This is a genomic window from Paraburkholderia sp. UCT70, from assembly GCF_050434085.1.
GTDB lineage: Bacteria > Pseudomonadota > Gammaproteobacteria > Burkholderiales > Burkholderiaceae > Paraburkholderia > Paraburkholderia tuberum.
This window is the reverse complement of sequence record NZ_JBNPVZ010000002.1, coordinates 2,484,359-2,505,825: the sequence shown is the minus strand read 5'-3', so window position 1 is coordinate 2,505,825 and position 21,467 is coordinate 2,484,359. Positions and strand designations below refer to the sequence as shown.

The 21,467-nt window shown below is 62.6% G+C and carries 22 protein-coding genes and 1 pseudogene; 11 read left to right on the top strand and 12 right to left on the bottom strand.

Annotation, left to right across the window (positions count from 1 at the left end; all coding sequences use genetic code 11):
• Positions 1-17: 17 nt before the first annotated feature.
• Positions 18-1,040, bottom strand: coding sequence for an IS30 family transposase (locus tag OKW41_RS13845; RefSeq protein ID WP_429448106.1), 1,023 nt, complete (start codon positions 1,038-1,040; stop codon positions 18-20).
• 219 nt (positions 1,041-1,259) lie between these two features.
• Here OKW41_RS13845 and OKW41_RS13840 point away from each other — a divergent pair, with 219 nt between their 5' ends.
• Positions 1,260-2,495 carry a porin gene (locus tag OKW41_RS13840; RefSeq protein ID WP_429572863.1) on the top strand — a complete coding sequence of 412 codons (1,236 nt, stop codon included), beginning with the start codon at positions 1,260-1,262 and terminating at the stop codon, positions 2,493-2,495.
• A gap of 42 nt (positions 2,496-2,537) precedes the next feature.
• Here OKW41_RS13840 and OKW41_RS13835 read toward each other — a convergent pair whose 3' ends face one another.
• The 8 genes from OKW41_RS13835 to OKW41_RS13800 all read right to left on the bottom strand — a co-directional run bounded on the left by OKW41_RS13835 (position 2,538) and on the right by OKW41_RS13800 (position 8,493).
• Positions 2,538-2,810: a hypothetical protein gene (locus tag OKW41_RS13835; RefSeq protein ID WP_429572862.1), complete on the bottom strand. Its 273-nt coding sequence runs from the start codon at positions 2,808-2,810 to the stop codon at positions 2,538-2,540.
• Between the two features lie 192 nt (positions 2,811-3,002).
• Positions 3,003-3,593, bottom strand: coding sequence for a transposase (locus OKW41_RS13830; RefSeq protein ID WP_429572861.1), 591 nt, complete (start codon positions 3,591-3,593; stop codon positions 3,003-3,005).
• Positions 3,594-3,729: 136 nt separating this feature from the next.
• Positions 3,730-4,050, bottom strand: a complete 321-nt coding sequence (locus OKW41_RS13825; protein ID WP_429572860.1) for a hypothetical protein — start codon at positions 4,048-4,050, stop codon at positions 3,730-3,732.
• 10 nt (positions 4,051-4,060) lie between these two features.
• The gene (locus tag OKW41_RS13820) at positions 4,061-4,498 is read right to left on the bottom strand and encodes a MaoC family dehydratase (RefSeq protein ID WP_429572859.1); all 438 of its coding nucleotides are present in this window, start codon (positions 4,496-4,498) and stop codon (positions 4,061-4,063) included.
• Between the two features lie 12 nt (positions 4,499-4,510).
• Positions 4,511-4,930, bottom strand: coding sequence for a MaoC/PaaZ C-terminal domain-containing protein (locus OKW41_RS13815; RefSeq protein ID WP_090812178.1), 420 nt, complete (start codon positions 4,928-4,930; stop codon positions 4,511-4,513).
• 22 nt (positions 4,931-4,952) lie between these two features.
• A complete protein-coding gene (locus OKW41_RS13810) occupies positions 4,953-6,116 on the bottom strand; it encodes an acyl-CoA dehydrogenase family protein (RefSeq protein ID WP_429572858.1) in 1,164 nt (387 codons plus the stop codon).
• A 13-nt stretch (positions 6,117-6,129) separates the two neighbouring features.
• Positions 6,130-7,344 (bottom strand): CaiB/BaiF CoA transferase family protein, encoded by a 1,215-nt coding sequence (locus tag OKW41_RS13805; RefSeq protein WP_429572857.1) that lies wholly within the window; start codon positions 7,342-7,344, stop codon positions 6,130-6,132.
• A gap of 183 nt (positions 7,345-7,527) precedes the next feature.
• A complete protein-coding gene (locus tag OKW41_RS13800) occupies positions 7,528-8,493 on the bottom strand; it encodes a LysR family transcriptional regulator (protein WP_429354946.1) in 966 nt (321 codons plus the stop codon).
• A gap of 312 nt (positions 8,494-8,805) precedes the next feature.
• Here OKW41_RS13800 and OKW41_RS13795 point away from each other — a divergent pair, with 312 nt between their 5' ends.
• The 6 genes from OKW41_RS13795 to OKW41_RS13770 all read left to right on the top strand — a co-directional run bounded on the left by OKW41_RS13795 (position 8,806) and on the right by OKW41_RS13770 (position 12,944).
• Positions 8,806-9,654, top strand: a complete 849-nt coding sequence (locus OKW41_RS13795) for an ABC transporter substrate-binding protein (RefSeq protein WP_429572856.1) — start codon at positions 8,806-8,808, stop codon at positions 9,652-9,654.
• A 16-nt stretch (positions 9,655-9,670) separates the two neighbouring features.
• Positions 9,671-10,348 carry an amino acid ABC transporter permease gene (locus OKW41_RS13790; RefSeq protein ID WP_090812183.1) on the top strand — a complete coding sequence of 226 codons (678 nt, stop codon included), beginning with the start codon at positions 9,671-9,673 and terminating at the stop codon, positions 10,346-10,348.
• Positions 10,349-10,372: 24 nt separating this feature from the next.
• Positions 10,373-11,308, top strand: a complete 936-nt coding sequence (locus OKW41_RS13785; protein WP_429572855.1) for a dihydrodipicolinate synthase family protein — start codon at positions 10,373-10,375, stop codon at positions 11,306-11,308.
• Positions 11,305-12,060 carry an amino acid ABC transporter ATP-binding protein gene (locus OKW41_RS13780; protein WP_429572854.1) on the top strand — a complete coding sequence of 252 codons (756 nt, stop codon included), beginning with the start codon at positions 11,305-11,307 and terminating at the stop codon, positions 12,058-12,060. The genes OKW41_RS13785 and OKW41_RS13780 overlap by 4 nt, the downstream gene beginning before the upstream one ends.
• 8 nt (positions 12,061-12,068) lie before the next feature.
• Entirely contained in the window at positions 12,069-12,521 is a 453-nt protein-coding gene (locus OKW41_RS13775; RefSeq protein WP_429572853.1) for a hypothetical protein, read from the top strand.
• Positions 12,522-12,641: 120 nt separating this feature from the next.
• A complete protein-coding gene (locus OKW41_RS13770; protein WP_429572852.1) occupies positions 12,642-12,944 on the top strand; it encodes a hypothetical protein in 303 nt (100 codons plus the stop codon).
• A gap of 810 nt (positions 12,945-13,754) precedes the next feature.
• Here the strand turns inward: OKW41_RS13770 and OKW41_RS13765 are convergent.
• Positions 13,755-14,774: a zinc-dependent alcohol dehydrogenase family protein gene (locus OKW41_RS13765; RefSeq protein WP_429572851.1), complete on the bottom strand. Its 1,020-nt coding sequence runs from the start codon at positions 14,772-14,774 to the stop codon at positions 13,755-13,757.
• A gap of 123 nt (positions 14,775-14,897) precedes the next feature.
• On the opposite strand from OKW41_RS13765, the gene OKW41_RS13760 reads away from it, so the two are divergent.
• Together OKW41_RS13760 and OKW41_RS13755 are read left to right on the top strand one after the other, a co-directional pair.
• Positions 14,898-15,806 (top strand): LysR substrate-binding domain-containing protein, encoded by a 909-nt coding sequence (locus OKW41_RS13760; RefSeq protein WP_429572850.1) that lies wholly within the window; start codon positions 14,898-14,900, stop codon positions 15,804-15,806.
• 74 nt (positions 15,807-15,880) lie between these two features.
• On the top strand, positions 15,881-16,132 hold the full coding sequence (locus OKW41_RS13755) for a hypothetical protein (protein ID WP_429572849.1): 252 nt from the start codon (positions 15,881-15,883) through the stop codon (positions 16,130-16,132).
• Positions 16,133-16,523: 391 nt separating this feature from the next.
• Here the strand turns inward: OKW41_RS13755 and OKW41_RS13750 are convergent, their stop codons facing one another.
• Positions 16,524-17,675: an IS110 family transposase gene (locus OKW41_RS13750; RefSeq protein WP_429572848.1), complete on the bottom strand. Its 1,152-nt coding sequence runs from the start codon at positions 17,673-17,675 to the stop codon at positions 16,524-16,526.
• Positions 17,676-17,703: 28 nt separating this feature from the next.
• Here OKW41_RS13750 and OKW41_RS13745 point away from each other — a divergent pair, with 28 nt between their 5' ends.
• Positions 17,704-18,165 carry a hypothetical protein gene (locus OKW41_RS13745; protein ID WP_429572847.1) on the top strand — a complete coding sequence of 154 codons (462 nt, stop codon included), beginning with the start codon at positions 17,704-17,706 and terminating at the stop codon, positions 18,163-18,165.
• Between the two features lie 461 nt (positions 18,166-18,626).
• Here the strand turns inward: OKW41_RS13745 and OKW41_RS13740 are convergent.
• Positions 18,627-19,524, bottom strand: a pseudogene (locus tag OKW41_RS13740) (LysR family transcriptional regulator).
• A 210-nt stretch (positions 19,525-19,734) separates the two neighbouring features.
• Between OKW41_RS13740 and OKW41_RS13735 the strand changes: the two are divergent.
• Positions 19,735-21,255, top strand: a complete 1,521-nt coding sequence (locus OKW41_RS13735; protein ID WP_429573412.1) for an MFS transporter — start codon at positions 19,735-19,737, stop codon at positions 21,253-21,255.
• Positions 21,256-21,467 lie beyond the last annotated feature (212 nt).

Genomic DNA, 21,467 nt, shown 5'->3' with positions numbered 1-21,467 from the left:
GAAGCGCAACAGCGGGTTTAATGTTTAGAGCCTTGAGGTTGACTTGCTGAAGCAAGGGTCGCGGCGAAGACCTCGAACGGCGAATGGAAGGCATGAGTTGCACGAGGTCGGCTGTTCAGACTGTCGGCGATAGCGTCAAGTTCGTCCTGACTGTAGACCGAAAGGTCCGTGCCTTTGGGCAGATACTGGCGCAGCAGCCCGTTGGTGTTTTCGCAAGTGCCGCGTTGCCAGGGACTGTGCGGGTCGCAGAAGTACACCTTCACGCCGGTTGCGGCGGTGAGTTCTTGATGCCGCGACATTTCTTTGCCCTGGTCGTAGGTGAAGCTCTGCCGTAATGGCGCGACAATCGAATTGAGTTTGGCGGAGAAGCCGGCCAGCGCTGAAGCGGCGGTGGCATCTTCCATCCTGGCAAGCAGCACCAGACGGCTGGTCCGTTCAACCAGCACGCCTACCGAGGACTGGTTGCCGGCACCCTTGATGAAGTCGCCTTCCCAGTGCCCAGGCAGCAGTCGGTCTTCGATTTCGGGCGGCCGCACATGAATACTGACCATGTCGGGAATCTGTCCGCGCCGGTCTGTGCCCCGTGTACGCGGCATGCGCGTGCTGTGGCCATGGCGCAAGCACGCAATGAGCTGACGGCGCAGTTCGCCGCGCGGCTGGGCGTAGATAGCCGTGTAGATGGTTTCGTGCGAAACCTGCTGGGTTGGGTCGGTCGGATACATACGCTTCAGTGTGCCCGATATCTGCTGAGGTGACCATTTCCACTCGAGCAGAGTGAGAACGATGCGCCAGCAGACGCTTTGCAGGCAAAGCTTTGGGGGGCGGCGACCCGCGCTGCGGCGTGCGGCACTGAGCGCTTCAGCCGACACGGACGCGTAGCCAGCAGGCAAGCTGTTTCGCGCCAGTTCACGGCTAACGGTGGCTGGCGAGCGACCGAGTATCCGGGCCATGGCCCGGATACTCGAACCCTGCAGATGCAGACTTGCAATGATCAGGCGCTCTTCAGGCTGAAGTTGTTGATACTGAGTTCTTTCGTGCATCGCAACACCTTATACGAAACAGGTGTTGCACTTCAGATTTGAGGCCGCCCTGGCTATCTTCAGCGCGATCAACATCGTGACCTATGTACCGATGTTTTCGACCTGGTTGCCGAGCCTGATCAATGGGCACCCGGTGTTTTGATCTGAATTCACGAGTCCACACTCTGCGGCGCCGGCCCAGGTCGCACATCAAAAAAAGTTTTTACCAGAGGAGTAGAAATGAAAAAGGCACTTGCAACTTCGGCTTTGGGGTTGATCGCCCTGGGCGCACATGCGCAAAGCAGCGTCACGTTGTACGGTATCGTCGACACGGGGTTGGGTTATCAAAACAGTTCGACGACGTTGAGCCCGACATCAAGCGCGGCATCGGCGAGACCATCCCCGGGCGGCAGCTCGCAAGTCAAGATGATCAACGGCATCTGGGCTGGCAGCCGTTTCGGCCTGAAGGGCTCGGAAGATCTGGGTGGCGGCACAAAGGCGATTTTCCAGTTGGAGCAGGGCTTCAACAGCGCAACCGGCGCACAAAGCGTGTCGGGTCTGGCGTTCAACCGTCAGGCATGGGTGGGCGTGACGAACGGTACGTTCGGTACGCTGACGGCCGGTCGCCAGTACACGTCGTACTACACGCTGCTGTCGCCGTACAGCCCGACCACATGGCTGACCGGTGCATACGGCGCACACCCGGGCGATATCGACTCGCTGGATACGGTGTATCGCGTCAACAACTCGCTGGTCTATACGTCGCCGAGCATGCGCGGCCTGACGGTCAGCGGTTCGTACTCGCTGGGCGGCACGCCGGGCAGCTTCAGCGCCGGTCAGACCTGGAGCGCGGCAGTCCAGTACCTGAACGGGCCGTTCGGTATCGCTGCAGGTATCCAGCGTATCGACAACGGGGCGTCGGGCGGCGGCCTCTGGGGTGCGAACTCCACGACGATCAACTCCAGCTCCAGCCCGGCGGCGCCGGCCAACTCGGCTATCAACAACGGCTTCCAGACGGCAGCCAAGCAGCAGCGTATTGCAGTGACGGGCGGCTGGGCGTTCAACTCGCAGTGGGACGTTTCGTTCGCTTACTCGAACGTTCAATACGCTGCGGGTTCGAACTCGTTCTTCCACGACACGCAAATCTGGAACACGGCTGGCGCCGTGCTGCACTGGAAGCCGCTCACGGTTCTGGACCTGGCCGCCGGCTATAGCTACACCCGTGCGACGTCGTCGAACGGCATTTCGAACACGGCTAGCTACAACCAGTTCAACCTGTCGCAGTACTACAGCCTGTCCAAGCGTACCGGCCTGTATGCGCTGGAAGCGTATCAGCGTGCTAACGGCCAGACGCTCGCCGGCAACGGCCGCACGATCATCGACGCAACGGCAAGCGTCGGCGACGGTCAGAACGGGTCGCCGTCGTCGTCGCGCAGCCAGGTTGCCGTCGGCATGGGCATCATCCACAAGTTCTGATCGGGTAGTAGCGGCGGCGTATCAGGCGTTTGCGTCGTTTCGCTACGCCGCCACGGCAACGCGTTGCAGATAAGCGTTGCTTAGCAACAACAGCTGCGCGCGCAATGCGCGCAGCTTTTCTGGCGGCGCGCGGCCTTCCAGCATCGCGCGCGTTGGCCCGACCAGCGCGTTCAGCCAGATAAACGCCAGCATCGGCAAATCGGCGAACTTCGCGTCGACAGGCGTCTCCAGCATCGCGACGGCGGCCGCTCGCATGCGTTCCGACGCGTCACGCACCAGGTTCGTGGCGTTCAATTCGGCGGCGATCGCGTACAACGCGCGACTCGTCCATCCGCGCCGTTTTCGCTTCGACAAAAGCGCCGACCAGCGCCTCGATCATCGCGTCGAGCGGGGCTGCGTGTGCTGCCGGGCGCGCGCAACGCCGGCTTCGGTGAACGAGCAGTTGCGCAATTGCGCGACAAAGGCTCGACGTGCGGTTCGTCGAACTCGATCTGACGAACGCGGCCATCACGTCGGCGGCCCGCAAACTTTCGCGCTACGATATGTGCCCGGCGCACGCCGCGCCGTTTCGCGAGGAGACAGACTGATGCGTGAGCTACTGTGGGCATCGGAAGACCCCAGCATCTGCACGACAGCGGACAGCTCTTCGAGGCTTGCCTTGCCGAGATCGAATTCACCGCCGTTGCACAGGCGCACGTGTAACGAGAGCGTCATCGCCAACGCGGGTGCTGACGGCAGCGGTGCCGGCACGACCGTCAGAAAGGCGCTGGGTATTTGCTCCGACACGGGCAGCCTGCGCGAATCCACGATCTCAACAGGTAAGCTGTCGATCACTTTCGCAGCGCACGGTCCATGCGGTTCGTCAGCACCACGATCCTGCTGCTCCTGTGTGATAGCTTTCTCGCGCGCCATCAGGTACTTCGTAATCCATTTGCGCAGCAGGTTCGCATTGAGCCCGTGCTCCTGCGCAAGACGGGCAACCGAGACGCCGGGCTGCAGGGCTGACTCGATGAGCGCGCGCTTTCCATTTTCGTCGTAGCGCCTGCGCCCATCGCGGCTCTTGAACACGACTTTCAACTCAGGATTATTTTCTGGCATAGGTGTCCACCTCCATGTTAGGTGGACACCTATGCTCCTCGCTCAGAGCGTCAGTTGGTAGACGTCGAAGATGGATCGCTTACAATAAAGCTGCATGAATCAGGGCCGTTCTTGAAAGCGAACGGCCCTTTCTGCTTTAGATCGGCGCGAGACGCATGCGCATGAAATTGCTCACGTGCGCTTCGAACTCCATGAAGCCCTTCACCGCGAGAAACTCGGGCGTTTCGTACGCCCAGTCGCCCGCGATCGTATAGACGGCGGCATAACGCGGACCATCGTCGATGGCGATGTAGCGCGCGCCCGTCAGCCAGCCGGGACAGCCGAGAATCGCCGGAAGATGCACGTCGTCGTACCAGCGGTTGAACGCTTCGTCGTGCTCGGGCGCCACATCGATGCGCACGATATGAATGAACGGCCCGCTCGAATTCACGGGCAAACGGTCGGCGGAAAATTTCATCGAGTTCATCTCAAGCGGCGACGGGTTTCGGGCGCGGAAATTTCAGCGTCGCTTCGGCCTTCAGCACTTCCTTGCCTTCTTCGTTTGTGGCGCTCGCTTTCCAGACGGCGGTGCGCGTGTCGGGCTGCATTGCATCGATCCAGATGCGAAAGCGCAGCGTATCGCCGTAAAAGACCGGACCCGTGAACCAGAAGCGGTCTTCGATCGACACGCCCAGCGTGCCGACCAGTTCCGCCGTCAGCACGCTCGTGCAGATGCCCGCCACCAGAATGCCCGGCGCGAGCCGCTGGCCGAAGCGCGTCTTGCCCGCATAACCTTCGTCGACGTGAACCGGCCCGAAGTCGCCCGTCGCGGCGATGTACATGGCGCCATCGGCTTCGGTGATGGTCTTGCAGATGCTCACTTCGTCGCCGACGGAAAGCGAATCGAATGGCTTGATGTCGTACATGGCGCGCTCCGCTCAGACCAATGCAGCCGATGCCACCAGCGGCACCATGGTCGCGTGGCCGCGAATGGCGCGTGCGCCGCCGTCGAGCGTGCAGGTCACGTCGAAGCGGATCGCCTGCGGATCGGCTTCGGTGACGGTCGCGGACGCCTCGATCGTGCTGCCGACCGCGACGGGTGCATCGAAGCGCATGTCGAGCGCGCCGATGCGCCAAGCCGGTCCCGCCAGCCGGTTCAATGCCGAGGTCGCGAGTGACAGCACGGCCAGTTCGAAGCTCAGCATGTTGGGAAAGCCCGCCGCGCGCGCGGCGGCGGCATCGACATGAAGCGGCGCGAGATTGCCGCTGATGCCGGTAAACATGGCCTGCTCCGCGACGGTCATGGTCTTGCGAAACGACAGGCTGGCGCCGCGTTCGGGAATGGTCTCGGTCTGCATGAAAAGGTCCTAAAATAAGGGCTTAAAGCGTGAGGCCGCGCTTGATGACGCTGCGCGCGATGAGCATGCGATGAATCTCCGAGGTGCCGTCGTAGATGCGCGTGACACGGCTGTCGCGATAGATGCGTTCGAGCGGCATTTCCTTCGTGAAGCCCATGCCGCCGAATACCTGAATGCCGCGATCCGCAACCCGTCCGATCATCTCCGATGCATAGAGCTTGACCATCGAAAGCTTGTCGCGCACGTCGTGGCCCTGATCGAGTTCCCACGCGGTGTTCATCACCATCATCCGGGTCGCGAAGATTTCAGTTGCGCTGTCGGCGATCATCTGCTGCACCATCTGGAAGTCGCCGATGGGCTGACCAAACTGCCTCCGCTCCGCAGCGTGATTGCGCATGAGTTCGAGCACGCGCTGCGCCATGCCGCACGCGCGCGCGCCGATATGCGCGAGACGGATCGACGACACGCTCTCCATGATGAGCTTGAACCCGCCGCCGATTTCGCCCAGCACGTTCGCGCGCGGAATGCGGCAGTTCTCGAACACGAGTTCGGCGTGACCATAGCCGCGATGCCCCATCATCGGCTGCTTGCCGGTGACTTCGAAGCCCGGCGTGCCCTTCTCCACGAGCAGCAGCGTGATGCCGCCGCGCGCGCGTTTCTCCTTGTCGGTGACGGCCATCACGATCACGTAATCGGCGATATCGCCGTCGCTGATGAAATGCTTGCGCCCGTCGATCACCCACTCGTCGCCGTCGAGCCGTGCAGTCGTGGAAATCGCCGCCGCGTCCGATCCCGCGCCGGGCTCGGTGATCGCCATCGCGCAGATCTTTTCGCCGCGCACCGTGGGCAGCAGATACTTGTCGCGCTGATCGCCCTGGCAGGCCATCAGCATCGGATACACCTGTCCGAAGATGCGGCGGATCAACGCGTCCGACGTCCTGCCCAACTCTTCCTCGACCAGGCACATATCGACGTTCGACAGACCGCCGCCGCCGACTTCGTCGGGCATGTTCATCGCGAAGAGGCCGAGTGTCTGCGCCTTGTGGCGCACGATGCGCAGCTTCCCGGGGGGCACGATGCCGGTCGCCTCGGTTTCGGCTTCTAGCGGCTGCACTTCGTTGGTCACGAACTTGCGCACCGTATCGACGAGTAACTGCGTTTCGGAGGGAATGGAGAAATCGATCATGACGTGCGTGCTTTTAGTGAGCGGTTGAAGAGGGCGTGTCGGCGGAACGCACGACGCCTTTCGCCTTGAAGGAGTCGATCTGTTCGCGCGTATAACCGAGTTCGTCGAGGATTTCGTCGGTCTGCGCGCCTAGCGCCTGCGGCACGCGCGCGACGCCCGGCGCCTGTCCGTCGTAACGCGCGGGATGCATGACGAACGTGACCGCTTCGCCCGTCCCGCTCTCGGCGTTCTGGAACGTGCCGAGATGCTGAAGCTGTGGATCGGCCGGAAGGTCGTCATAGTCCTGAACGGGCGCGTGCCACACGTCGCTGTCGCGCAGGATGTCGAGCCATTCGGCGGTCGTCTTCTGCGCGATGCGGCGCGCAACCGCACGCGTGATCTCCTCTCGATGCGAGAAGCCCATGTCGTTCGTGAACGCATCCAGCGCGGGATCGTCGAGTACGCGTTTGAGCGCGTCGGGCGTTGCCATCGAAATGGCCATGTGACCGTCGGCGGTCGCGTGGATGCCGTACGCGCCCTGGCTGAACCAGCTCGCGAGTCCTTCCGCGCCGCGCGGCGAATTGCTGCGCGCGCCGTTGAGCCACGCGGTCAGCGATTCCGTTTGCAGATCGATCGCCGCCTGCAACAGACTCACTTCGACGAGACGCCCATCGCCCGTGCGTTCGCGGTTGAACAGCGCGGCGAGGATGCTCATCACATAGATCGTGGCCGCGTGTTGATCGACGATGACCGGGCCGACCGGCGTCGGTGGACCATCGGCGCGGCCAGTCCGCGCAGCCAGTCCCGACAGCGCCTGTAGCAGCAGATCCTGCCCAGGGCGTGCGGCATACGGACCCGAGCCGCCGTAGCCGCTCGCGCTCGCATAGATCACGCGCGGATTCGCCTCGCGCACTTGCTCGTAGCCCAGACCGAGCCGCGCCATCGCGCCGGGGCGGAAGTTCTCCATTACCACATCGGCGCGCGCGACGAGTTGACGCGCAAGCGCGCGTCCCGCTTCGCTTTTCATGTCGATGGACAGGCTGCGCTTGTTGCGTCCCGTCGTCAGGTGATTGACGCTTTGTCCGCCGACGAAGCGATTCGCGACCGCCCAATTGCGATGAAACGCGCCATCGATCGGCTCCACGGCGATGACGTCCGCGCCGAGATCGGCAAGCATCTGCGCGGCCATCGGTCCCGCATGAAAGTGATTGAAGCTGATGACACGAACGCCATCGAGAAGTTTGAGCATGGCTATTCCGAAGGAAATTAACCGTTGCATCGGAGTCCTTTGAGCAGGCATCCGATGCAACGATCGAGGTCACATTCAGAATAACAATCGAGAAATGTTCGCTGCGCGCGCGGCGCTATTAAATGGATGCGACCGACTATAAGCCGGTCTCATTGTCTTGATCTACGATGCTTCGCGTGGCCGCTAAGACGCTTCGCGCGTCCCTTGACGCACCGCGGTGAACGCGGCGGCCGCGCGTTGCGCCTTGACGGCCTCGCGCGCATGATCGACGAAGCTCTGCGTGAGACGCTGACGCGGGCGGTCCTTCGGCGTCAGCGCGCAAAGCGTGACGGGCATGCCCGTCTTCAGCGGACGCACGACGACGCTGCCGGGCGGCTGCGCGAGCGCCGACAGTTCATCGACGACGGCAACGCCCAGCCCTTCGCTGACGAGCCTGCACGCGATGTTGGCAAAGCGCACTTCGATCTCGGGCACGAAGTAGTCGCCCGCCGCCTCGAAGGCGCGCTCGACGATCAGCCCGAGCGGACTGCCCGCGGGCGGGCCGATCACCCGCCGGCCCTTGAGGTCGGATGGCGCGACGACATCGAGCATGTCGATGGCATCGCCGGGCGGCGCGGCGCACATCACCGAGAATTCGGCCAGCAACTCGCTGACGAGGCTCGGGCGTGTGGGCGGCATCATCGAGAGGCCGACATCGGCCATGCCGGAGTCGAGGCTTTCGAGCAGCGCGTCCATGCGCATGGTTTCGAGGTGAATCTTCACGCGCGGATGATCGGCGCAAAAGCGCGCGAGCACTTTGGGCACGAGCCATTCGGACAGTTCCGCCGTGGCGAAAATGCGGATCACCCCCGCGCGGCCAGTGCGCAAATCCCACGCTTTCTGCTGAATGGCCTGATGCACGAGGAAGAGCGGTTCGGCGTCGTCAAACAGCATCTTCGCTTCGGACGTGGGAATGAGCCGGTTGCTGATGCGATCGAACAGCGCGAAGCCCAGCTTGGCTTCGGCCAGGCGGATGGCGTTGCTGACGGCGGGCTGCGACATGCCCAGCTCGTCGGCGGCGCCCGTCGTGGTCCGGTAGCGCATCACGGCGCGCAAGACTTCAAGCTGACGCAGGTTGATCAAGACCCGCGCGGTGCCGCCCCTGTTCATGATCGTCCCGTTTCGTTTCGTCTCGTCTCGTCTCGTGTGTTCGCCATCGTTCCGATCGTCCCGATCGTGTGAGTCTGCCGGGCGACGTCTCCATCTTAAGTCGCCATATTAATGCGCGCACGCGCGTAAAAAAACGTTTCTGCGACGCCGCAAGCGGCCGTCGCGGGGCCTGCGCCGTATAACGCGCCGTTATAGTTGGCCATTTTTTTTCACTGGCGCGTCCCATTGCGGCCACCGTAATGTCTCGTTACCGGGAGCCGCATAGTGCTGCTTACGCGGTGTTCATCGTTGTTCCGTCATTTCGGAGGTTCCATGTTTACAAGCCGCCCGGCGAAGGTGCTCGTCGCCGTCACGACCCTCTGCGCGGCGTGGTTCGCCGCGACCGGATCCGCCCATGCATGCACTTCCACGATTCCCTCGGGAACGTTGGTGAACCCGGGACACATACTGCTCTCGACGAACCCGACGCTGCCGCCCTTGCAATTCGTCGATGGCGACGGCGAGCTGAAAGGCATGAACATCGAACTTGGCCGTGAGCTCGCCAGGCGTCTGTGCGTACAGGTCGACTTCATGCGCATGGATTTCCCTGCGATGATTCCCGCGCTCAAGGCGGGCCGCTTCGATGGCATCAACACGGGCATGTTCTGGACCGAAGAGCGTTCGCGCACGATGTACACGGTGCCGTATGCGCTTTCGACCATCGATATCGTCGCGAATCCGGACAGCAAGCTCACCCTCAAGGATGCGAAGGACTTGCGCGGACTCGCGATCGGCGTCGAGGCGGATTCGTATCAGGAGCGCTGGCTGCGCGAGCGGTCGAAGGAAAGCGAGAAGGAGGGCGGTAAGCCCATCACCATTCGCGCGTTCGCGACGGCGAGCGAAGTGATCGCGGCATTGCGCGCCGGTCAGTTCGATGCCGCCGCGCTGCCGAGCTACGCGGCGGGCGCCATCGTCAAGCACAAGCAGGCCCGCATGGCGTTGCCCGGCCTCGGCGATGCGCAGACCACGCTCGCGTTCCGCCAGCGCGCGGTGGCCGAAGCCGTCGCACATGCGCTAGACGACATGCGCGCCGACGGCAGCTACGCCCGTCTGCTCGACAGCTACGGCATGACCAAGCTGCCCGATGCGCACATCACGGTGCGCGGATCTGGACCGGCATGAGCGGGCTGACTGAGCGATGAACCTGTTCAACGTACATGACTTCTTCGGCTATCTCGTCAACGGCTTCCTACTGCGCGGCGTGTTCGTCACGCTCGGGCTGACGGTGGCGACGGTGATCGGTGGCATGGTGCTCGGCATGCTGATCGCGATGCTGCGCATGTCGGCGAGCAAGCCTTTGATCGGCATTGCGCGCTTCTATATCTGGGTGTTTCGCGGCACGCCGTTGCTGATTCAGCTCGTGATCATCTATACGGGTTTGCCGCAGTTGGGCGTGCGACTGTCGGTGATCGAGTCGTCGCTGCTGGCGCTGATTCTTAATGAAGCGGCCTATCTCGCCGAGATTATCCGCAGCGGTTTCATGGGCGTTGCGCGCGGCCAGTACGAAGCGGCGCAGGCGCTCGGACTGCCGCGCTGGCTCGTGATGTGGAAAGTCACGCTGCCGCAGGCGTTCCGCCTGATGATCCCGTCGTTCGGCAATTCGGTGAACGGGCTGCTGAAATCGACATCGATCACCTCTGTCATTTCGATGGAAGAACTCATGCGCCGCAGCCAGATGCTGATGCAGGAGAAATTCGAAGTGCTCGAAGTGTTCGGCGCGGCGGCGATCTTCTATCTGCTGATGACGACCGGCTGGGGTTTGATCCAGCGCGGCCTCGAAAAGCATTTCGGCGCTGGCCATGAGACCAGCCGATGACACCGCACGCATGAGGACCCACAGATGACGAAGACGATGCGTTCTCCCGGCGACGTGGTGGTCGCAACCGTGCTGCCGTTCCACGAGGACCAGTCGATCGACTGGAAGAGTTACGGGCGCGTGCTGCGCTACTGCGGCCTCGCCGACGGCATTTCCGCGGTGTTCGTGAACGGTCACGCGGGCGAAGGCGGCGCGCTCGACCGCAAGGAGCGCATCGACGTGCTGCGCTTCACACGCGAAATGCTCGGCGATGGGCGTCCGCTGGTCGCGGGCATCATCGCGATTTCGACGCGCGAGGCGATCGACGAAGCGCTCGCCGCCCGCGATGCCGGCGCGAACATGCTGACCGTTTTCCCGCCCGCGACGTTCGTGAACGCGAGCACGGCAATGGTCGTCGCGTACGTTCGCGCAATTGGCGAGGCATCGGGGCTGCCGCTTGCGATCTTTCAGTATCCGCTGGCGTCGGGCTACGGCTATTCGACCGCGACGCTCGTCGAGCTGGCGCGTCTGCCGTTCGTCGTCGCGATCAAGGAAGGCAGCGATTCGATGCGCGCCTACGAAGAAACTCGCGCGGCGGTGAAGGCGGTGCGTGCCGACCTGAAGATACTCGCATCGAATTTCGACTGGTTTCTCGCGCAGATTGCGGTGGGCAGCGACGGCATTCTGTCCGGACTCGCGAGTCTCGTGCCGCAGGACCTCGTCGCGTTGTGGCGCGCGGGCGAAGCCGAAGACCTCGCCGCGATGCGCCGCGCCGGCGAGCGCATGCTGCCACTCGTGCGCGCGATCTATGCCGCGCCGCGCAACGAAATGTATGCGCGCATCAAGGTCGCACTGGCGATGATGAACGTCATCGAATGCGAACGCGCGCGCGAGCCGTTTCTGCCCGTCTCGGCGGAGATGCGCGACGTCATTCGAAACGCGCTGGTGCAATCGGGCCTGATCAAAGGAGCAACGCCATGAGCGATGCCGTCATTCAACTCAACGACCGCATGGTCGAATTCCGCGGCGTGCACACGTACTACGGCACGTATCACGCGTTGAACGACATCAACCTGCAAGTGGCACGCGGCGAGCGGATTGTGATTTGCGGGCCTTCCGGGTCGGGCAAATCGACGCTTATCCGCTGCATCAACCAGCTGGAGAAGCATCAGGAAGGCACCTTGATCGTTGATGGCATCGAACTCACGTCCGATACGCGCGACCTCGCTGCGATTCGGTGCGAAGTCGGCATGGTGTTTCAGCAGTTCAACCTGTTTCCGCACATGTCGGTGCTCGACAACCTGATTCTCGCTCCGATGTGGCTGCGCAAGCTCTCGAAGCACGATGCCACCGAACTCGCGATGCACTATCTGGGGCGTGTGAAGATTCCCGAGCACGCGCACAAGTATCCGGCGCAATTGTCGGGCGGCCAGCAGCAGCGCGTGGCCATTGCGCGGGCGCTGTGCATGAAGCCGCGCCTGATGCTGTTCGACGAGCCGACCTCCGCGCTCGATCCCGAGATGATCAAGGAAGTCCTCGACGTGATGGTGAGCCTTGCGCAGGACGGCATGACGATGATGTGCGTGACGCACGAGATGGCCTTCGCGCGCACGGTGGCGGATCGCATCGTGTTCATGGATCACGGGCAAATTGCAGAGATCGCGCCGCCGGAGACGTTCTTTCATCGTCCGCAATGTGCGCGCGCGCAGAGTTTTCTTCAGCAAGTGGCCTGATCGCCGCGATGGGCGGAATCGGCGAAGGCGTGCTGATCGGCCGATGCGTGCGCGGCTTGCTGTTTCCGTTCGCCGTCGAGGCGCACGTCATCGACGGCATGCATGCGCTCGCGTGCCGTCCCGGCGAAGCGCCGGTGCCGATGCCGATCCGCGGCATGCGCTACGTGCCCGCGCTGCGCCGCTTCGACTATCTGATGCAGCAGCGCACCGGCGCGCGTCAGGGGCTGTGCCGCATACTTCCCGCCGATGCCACCGCCGCGAGCATCGCGCAACTGCCCGCGCTCGAAGTGTTCGGGCGGCCGGATGCGGAGTGGAATCGCGTGCAGGCAGCGCGGGCGCTGGACATCGATCCGCACGAACTGAGCGTGAAGCTCGCGCGTTTGCGTGCGTTCTTTCACGCGCGCTTCGGCTTTTGCGTCGATGCGCTCATCGTTGCGCCGCCGCCTGCTCGCTCGCCGTGACATCCCTGAATCGGTATCGAACCCGCCATGCCTTATCTGGAAATTTTCGCGCGCCGCGAGCGTGCATCGAACGATGCGCGACTGAGCGCCTTCGTCAGCGAGGTGACGCAGTGCGTCTCATTGATCTTCGACGTAGATAGCACCGCAATCACGCTGTTTTTCTTACGGTTGGATGACGACGCCTATGCGCACGATGGTGCTCTCGCCACGGATCTGCCTCCTGGCGATGGTCGGGCTCAACGGGTGTTCGTTAAGGTGCATGCGTATGCGCGATCGGTCGAGCTGCGACGCTCGCTCGCGGCGGCGTTGACGCCGCTACTCGCAGCTTACTTCGACGTACCTCTGAAGCGGGTGGCCGTGTACTTCTTCGAGCGCAGCGCCGATGAAGTTGCGCACGGCGGCAAATTGTCCGCCGACAGCTGATCGCCCGGCCGAAGAAAGCGTATCACTTGCACTTCGTGAACGAACGCAGGCTGGTCAGCGCCGGCTAGCTCTGCGCCGTTCTGCATCAGCTGCAAAGCCTTCGACTACTGCGACATCACATGGACCAATCTGCCGCCGCTGCGTTGCCGATGACAGAAATTCCGTCCCGTTTGATGCGGTAAGGGTCGACCGTCCAGCGGTACGGTGGACGTGAACAAGCGCGATAGCAATCGTCATGTCGCAACGGCGATGGTGTTCCCGGGGCGCTCGCGCTTGAGTCCGTCGCGAGCATTCGCAGCCGGTGTTTCCGGATTCTGCCGACACGGCACCTGTCCGCAATCGTCGCCGCGATCGGCATAGCGTTCATCGTGTTGAGCGGCGACCTGAATGCGCCCTTTCACGATCCCAACCTGGGTTTTCTCATCGTCGCGGCGATGCGTTTCGTGAGCGTGAGGCTGCTCGCGTCGCCGAATGTCTTTCGGTCACAGCGAAAGACAGCAATTCATACCAAGGGCGCATGGAATAAAAGACGGGTTGCGACCGAAGTTAGGGTTGCCGTGACGGGGCGTCAAACCGAATAAGGCTGACGCAGCATGCGGCTTCGTCGGCGTGCGGCTGGCCACGACAAACCTTTGCGCGTCGCTTTCGCATGATCATCCGAACGGCGATTCAGCATTGATAGGAGACATTGGGACCGCCGAGTGGCGAACGACTGGGAAGGGTCGATCACCGCCGTACACGCGGTTCGACTATATCCCCAGGCCTCATGCCCGCGTTTCCAGACATCGCCGACCCTCACCAGCACAGGTTTCAGGAGTCTATCCGGACCACCACCTTACCGAAGTGCTGACCCGACTCAAGATGCCTGTACGCGGCGGGCGCGTCGTCAAAGCCGAAGACGTGATCGATCACCGGCCGGATTTGATGCGCGGACACCAGCCTAACAACCTCGTCGAGCATCGAGCGGCTGCCCACCATGATTCCGTGCAGCCGCTTGATGCCGCCGATCACCGGAAGGAGTCCAATCTCCGGACCGCTAAAGCCGCTCACACCACCGATGATCGACACGAGACCGCCCATTTTCGTCGCGGCCACCGAGCGCGGCAGTGTTTCCCGCCCACCGATCTCCAGCACGATATCCGCACCTACCCCATCGGTCAGCCGGAGAACCTCGTTCTGCCATTCCGGCTTGGCGCGGTAGTTGATCGTCTCATCTGCGCCGAGTTTCTGCGCGCGTTCCAGTTTTTCATCGCTCGACGACGTGATGATCGTGCGCAGACCCGCCGCGCGCGCCAGCTGCAGCGCGCAGATCGACACCCCGCCTGTGCCGAGCAGCACCACCGTGGAACCCGGTTTCGCGTCGCCGTCCGCGAATAGCGCGTTCCATGCGGTGACGCCGACGCACGACAACGTGGAGGCTTCTTCATAACCTAGGTGCGCCGGGATCATCGCAAGAGCCGTTTCTTCGACCAGGAACCGCTCGGTCAGCACGCCGTCGACTTTCGCGCCTGGCGAATCGTGGACTTTCCACTGCGCCGGAGCGCCGTCGATCCAGCGCGGGAAATATGTGTTGACCACGCGATCACCCGGTTTGAAGCGGCTCACGTCGCGGCCAGTCTCGACGACTTCGCCCGCGCCATCGCACAGCGGGATCAGCGGCGCATCGCCGATGCCGAGATAGTCACCGCGGGCGAACATCAAGTCCCGATAGTTGAGCGACGCCGCGTGAACCCTGACAACGACCTCGGTCGGCCCCGGCGATCGGATGGTCGCGTCGCTGCGCTTCAGGCCGGAGATACCGGCGCCGGGTTTCAGTTTCCATGCGTTCATATCAACTCCTCATCGGGTAGAAGCACCTATGTTAGTGTTGCCGGAAAGGACGCATTGACGAGATTTGGACGACTTACCGTCGCCTGAGAGGAAACAGAAGCCGCGGTACTGGGAGCTCACCCGATGGACGATCGGCTAAGAGGCGTTGCGGAATTTGTGGACGTGGTGGATGCCGGCAGCTTCGCCGCAGCGGGCGAACGCCTTGGTGTCACGCGCTCGGCGATCGCGAAGATTGTCGCGAGGCTTGAGCAGCGTCTCGGGGTGCGGCTGCTGCAGCGAACCACCCGCCATCTGAGCCTGACCGACGAAGGACATGCGTACTATGAGCAGTGCCGCCGCGTGATGGCCGAACTCGGCGCGGCCGAGGCGGCGCTGGAGGCGGGCCGCCGCGATCCGTCCGGGCGGCTACGCATCACCGCGCCGGTGCTGTTCGGCAGGCAGTGCGTCGCACCCGTGATGCTGAAGCTGGTCGAGCGCCATCCGTTGCTTGACGTCGAGATGTCGTTCAGCGATCGCGTTTCCGACCTGGTCGAGGACGGCTTCGATATCGCGGTGCGGATTGGAGCGCTGCGGGACCATGCAACGCTTGTCGGGCGCCGGCTCGGCGTGCAGCGGATGGGCATTTGCGCGTCTCCGGCCTGGCTCGAACGACACGGCCGGCCGTCGGGCCTCGCCGAACTCGGCTCGCACGTCGGCATCGCTTACGGGCGCGGTGGACAGAGCACACCATGGCGCGTGCTCGGCGCAGACGGCGAGGTGCAGGAGTGCCGACTTTCCGCGCGCCTGCGTTATGACGATCTCCAGGCGATCGCCGACGCAGCGGCTGCGGGCGCAGGCCTCGCCTGGTTACCATGCTGGCTCATGGCGCCCTATCTGCGCGACGGCCGGCTGTCGCTCGTGATGGATAGCAACAGCGTGCAGGGCGCCGAGGTTCACCTGATCCGCCCGCAATCGCGACACCTGCCCTCGAAGGTACGCGTCGCAATCGACGCGCTGGTAGACGAGATACCACGAGTGCTTGCCCGGGTCTGAGCGCGGGAGGAGACGATCGGCAATTGGCATAGAGAGCTCGATTGATGACAATCCTTGCTAGAGGAGAGGGCGGGATGCAATACAGCAAGGAGTTCTTCGACCTGCAAATCCGCTTTGCCCGGACCATTGCCGCCCTGAGTGACATGCCGATCGAGCAGGCGTTGCTCGACTATACGAATATCTATGTCCGCTTCGGGCTTGGTCGCGCCTTTGACCAGGGTCATCCGACTTGGCGTTGCTACGTAGACGGCTTGAGCAAAGCGGCCGACCTGTGCGACTGGACATATCGCTTCTTCTATGAGGTATTGAAAGTCAAGCCCTGCTGAATGGAAAAATTCTGTTATGTGAAGGAAATCTCCTGGGACTGCCGGTTATCTACTGGCCGGCCTGCGGGGTCGCCTGCTACGACCAGACGCAGGCCGGCCAGTAGATAACCGGAGAGCACAGAGGCTGGGCTGATGGCATATACCCTTTTGCAAGTTAACATGTCGATGTCATGTCATTCAGGTCAGAGTGTCTTGGGGGACCCGGCCAGTGCCGGGTCGATCTTCTATCCGTGCCGGCCAACCAGGCCGGTCACCTCATGCCGCATGCGCAAAGCGCTGGATCACTCTGTTACCGACGCGCCCCATCTAATCCAAACGGCTACCCGCATGGGTAGCCCGAGCGATTTACGGGCGCGTTGACCGTTGAACACCGCCTGCCATCCTGTGCCGTTCAGGCGTTCGCCATGTTGACATCACGTGGCTTGAGTATCGCACCGTCGGGAATTTCACCGTGTTCCAGATAGCGCCACAGGGCAATCGCCAGACGGCGTGCGAGCGCCACGATACCGATGCGCCGCAGTCGCTTGCCGGTGCCGGCAAACCGCTGGTTGAACCAGCGGCTAAGCTGGCTGTTGGGCTGGAAGCGTAACCAGCTCCATGCGAGCTCGACCATCAACCACCGGCATCGCTTGTTGCCCGCCTTGCTGATACCCAGTTCGACCTGACTGGTGCCGCTGGCATATGGCGTGGGCGTCAGGCCCAGGCAGCCGGCCACTTCCCGACGGTTGTGAAACTGCCGCCAGCTAAACAGTTCCCTCATCAGGGTCCAGGCGCTGCCTGTGCCGATGCCCGCAAGCTGTGCCAGCAACGCCATGCCGGGGTGCGAGCCGCTGCGCACCTGCTGGTCCTGCAGTGCTTCCAGCAGGCTTATCTGTTTGCGCACAAGCGCGAGCCGCTCACATTCGCGTTCAATCTCGGCGCGCAGGCCGGGCGGCAGTTGCTCGCGCTGCTGGGCCCACCAGTGAGTCCAGATCCGGCCACCGACATACCTGACCCGAAGGTTGTGCAGCACGAGCAAGGAGCGGATCCGGTTGGTGTGTGCGGTACGCTCCTGCCGCAGGCGCTCCAGTTCCCGGTGCAGGCGCCGGTCGTCTTCCTGCTCAGGCGTCGGGATGCGCGCGACGGCCCATAGCCGGTGCTCGCCCGCGTAATAACGCATAAGCATCGAGAGGAGCTTGTCGCTGTCAAGGCGGTCCGTCTTCGCGCGACGGGAGCGCCGGTTCACCTCGATACTGGCCGAATCCACCACGAGATTGGCAATACCCTGCTGAGCCAGCCAGCGGTGCAGCCAGAAGCCGTCACGGCCAGCCTCATAACAGCTGTAGACGGGTGCGCCGGCGCTGAGGTGGCAACGCACCCTGGCGTTCGCGATGGCGGTGAGGACCGCCGAGGTATCACCTGCGGCGACCGTACACCGGCTCGGCGCGCGGTGGCCATCACCCAGTGAGAGCTTCCAGCTCTTATCGCCCAGTTCAAAAGCCATGTACAGCCGGCCAACTACCGTCGTATTCTGCCCTCGAAGGGCTGTGTCAGGCGCATCCATTTTGCGTGCTCCTTTGGAGAAAACGAGTATGAATCCCGTTTTTACTCCAGCGGGCCTACTTCCGCAGCCCTCCCATAGCATCTATCTCGCGCGAACTGAAGTTTCCCAGACGCAGTCCGTGGTCGCGACGTTCGGTTGCTATTCATACGCCAGGCAGGATGCAGGATGCGTCCGCATTGATTTCCAGAATATCGAGCCGGCGATAGTTTCTTCGCTAAGCATCGACCGTCTGCCTGTACGCCTTGCTGAACTCCGTTTGCTTTTCGATCGCGTAAGGCGCAACCAGCAAGAAGCGGCACGCGTTGCCGGAACTTCATGGCTCTATAACCTGCGTGCTTATCAACGGTGCTTTCCAGAGGGATACGTTGCAAGCGCCAAGATCGCGGAATCGCGGTTTCGCAACATGCCTCTATGGGGTCAATTTCTCGATCGCAACGGCTTGGTCAGAATTGGCATCGCCGAAGATTCATGCGGCGGCTATCGAACGTAACAAATGTACGAGACCTGGGGCGGAGCTTCCCATTCCAGGCGCTCGCGGTCGAAGCCCCCATTGCGCAGTTTTATAGCTTCTACGGGGATAGAGCATAACCAGCGGAGATCCGCTTTGCGAACAGGCGAATGACGGCAACGGTCGACTATGGAAGTTCGGTTGCGGTCGGGGCTCGACCTCGCTGGGCCCACGAACTGCCGGGTTCGGCCAATATCGGCTGTTCGACATAACGGTGCAGATCGTTGACACCCATTAGCGGGCCCGGTGTCAAGTGAGCGAACGAGCAGTAGATTGCGGCCATCATTCCCCGGCCCTCACGGCCATATGATTGGCGCCCACGCTTCGCATCATCGACAGCGGATGTTCGGTCGTCGACCACAGGCGCTGCGTCATCGGGACCGGCGTTCGAAATTCCGAGCGCCAGCAGGTGAGCACGTTGCAGAAGGTCGTGATCTGTCGGTTTACACGACCTTGAACAGCCGCTCGCACATGAAGTCGACGAACACCCTGAGTTTGGGCGATAGCTGCCGACTCGACGGCCATAGGATCGAGAATTGTCCTGGGGTCGTCCGGTGATCGTCGAGCACCATCGCGAGCGTACTCATCGCGAGCGCGTCGCGTACCAGAAAATCGGGCATGTACCCGATACCAAAGCCCGCGATAACCGCCTCGCGCAACGCTTCCATGTTGTTGCAGGTCATCGCTGTGCGCAGGTTCGGAGGCTCGCTGCCGTCCGCCGACAACGCCCACGGCTGGAGCTTACCCGTCATCAGAAAGCGGTAGCGCACGCATGCGTGCGCTTCGAGGTCGCGCAGCGTGCGCGGCACGCCGGCTTGCGCAAGATAGCCAGGCGCCGCGCACAAAATGAAGCTGAACGGACCGAGACGGCGCGACATCAGGCTCGAATCCGTCAGCACGCCGCTGCGGATCACCGTGTTGAAGCCGCCTTCGACGATGTCGGCGAGCCGGTCGTTGAAATCCAGATCGAGTTCGACATCGGGATAGAGCCGTGTGAATTCCGGCAGGACGGGCATCATGAATCGATACCCGATTACCGGCAGGCTGACACGCAGCCGGCCGCGTGGCGTTTGTGTCGCCTCCGACAGCACGGCTTGGGCGTCTCGTAGATCGTCGAGAATCCGGTGGCAGCTCTCGTAGAAGCGACGTCCTTCGTCGGTGAGCATGACCTTGCGTGTTGTGCGGTGAAAGAGGCGCACGCCGAGCGATTGCTCCAGCTTCGCAATGGTCTTGCCGACCGCCGACCGCCGACGCCGAGATGCCGAGCTTTCGGCCGGCGGCGACGAAACTGAGCGCCTCCGCCGTGCGCACGAATGCAACGATTTTGTTGAGGTTGTCCATCTCGCTCCGATGCCCGCAAGGCCGCTCAATTCAGGAATTCAACTCCGTTATCTGCGGAATATCACCTTGTTTTTCTTCGATTGAATCCGAATTATCGTTCATCGCTCTGCCGGGAGTGCATATCTACGTGGCGCTGCACGCACCGGCTTTCTTTGGAGAGCGAAGAGGAACAAGACCTTTTCCTCCGTTCCATCGGGGCGGCAAGTCGCAATCCTCACGGCCGTTTGTCTGGCTGCGCTCGCGTTGCCGCTCAGTTTTTCGGGCGGTGCGGTAGCAACGCCCGCGATCGGACGGGATCTCGCAGGTGGTCCAGTCGCGATGAACTGGATCACGAACGCATTCATGCTCACCTTTGGCAGCCTGCTGATGGCGGCAGGAGCGCTGGCCGACCGGTTCGGACGAAAGCGATTGTTTGCGTTCGGTGTGAGCGGATTCACGGTGGTCTCGCTGGTCCTCGGCTTCGCGCCGTCGATCTTCGTCCTCGATGTGCTGCGCGCGGTGCAGGGCGTTACGGCGGCGGCGGCGCTGGCGGGCGGGACAGCGGCCCTCGTGCAGGAGTTCGATGGTCCCGAGCGCACCCGCGCATTCAGCCTACTCGGCACGACATTCGGGCTAGGGCTCGCGTTCGGGCCTGTGCTGGCCGGCTTCCTGGTCGAGCGATTCGGATGGCGCGCGATCTTCGTGACTGGAACCGCGGCTGGCGCAATCTCACTGTTGTTCGGCGCGCCGCGGATGCGCGAGTCGCGTGACCCGAACGCACAGGGCCTCGACTGGGCGGGAACGGCAACCTTCACAGGCGCGTTGTCATGCTTCACCTTCGGCGTCATCCAGGCGCCCGAAAGCGGCTGGTCGAGCCAGCTCGTTGTCGGATTCCTTGTGGGCGCGGCGCTGCTGGTCGCCGCGTTCGCGGTGATCGAAACGCGAGTCGCGGGACCGATGCTCGATTTGTCGTTGTTCCGCTATCCGCGTTTCGTTGGCGTGCAAGTGCTGCCGATCGCAACCTGCTACTGCTACATCGTGCCGCTCGTCGTGCTGCCACTGCGTTTCATCGGCGCCGACGGCTACAGCGAGATCGACGCCGGCTTGCTGATGCTCGCGCTGTCTGCTCCCATGCTCGTTGTGCCGCTTGTCGCCGCGCTGCTAACGCGCTGGATGTCTGCTGGCGTCATCTCGGGCATTGGCTTGTTGATTGCCGCACTCGGCCTGTATTGGCTGAGTGTTGCGTTACGCGACGGCGCAAGCTCGGCCGCGATAGCGCCATTGCTCACGATTGGCATCGGCGCAGGGATACCTTGGGGATTGATGGACGGGCTGTCAGTGAGCGTCGTGCCGAAGGAGCGCGCCGGGATGGCGACGGGCATATTCAGCACTACTCGCGTCGCGGGCGAATGCATTGCACTCGCAATGGTGAACGCGATTCTGGCGGCGCTCACGCAGGCACGCGTGCTGTCGGCCATGAAGCCACATGCAACGTCCGCCACAGTGTCCGAAGCCGCCGCGCGACTCGCTGCGGGCGACCTTGATCGAGCGTCGGTGTTGCTCCCCAACGTCGCGCGCGCAACGCTGCAGCACATTTACGCCGACGCGTTTGGTCATTTGCTCGGAGGGTTGACTGTCGTCACGCTGCTCTGTGCGATTGCGGTGTTCGCGTTTCTGAGCCGCATTCGCGCAGACGACGAACCGTCGGCGGATCGTGCGCGGCGTTCGCGTGTGCTTGCATCGCGCCTCTGATCCCGACAGCCCAGAGACATAGCCGAATAGGCGCTAGCCAATTAACATCGGATTTCGGCGTTGTTGGCAATCTGGTTTCAGGCTAGCCAATTGACGTGTACCCATCTTGGCCGCTTCATAAAATGGCCCAGCACCTACTTGCCGAGCCTTCCATGTAGGGCATGACAACGCTTAACCCGGTTTTCCGTTCCACTACACGAGCGTCATTGCTG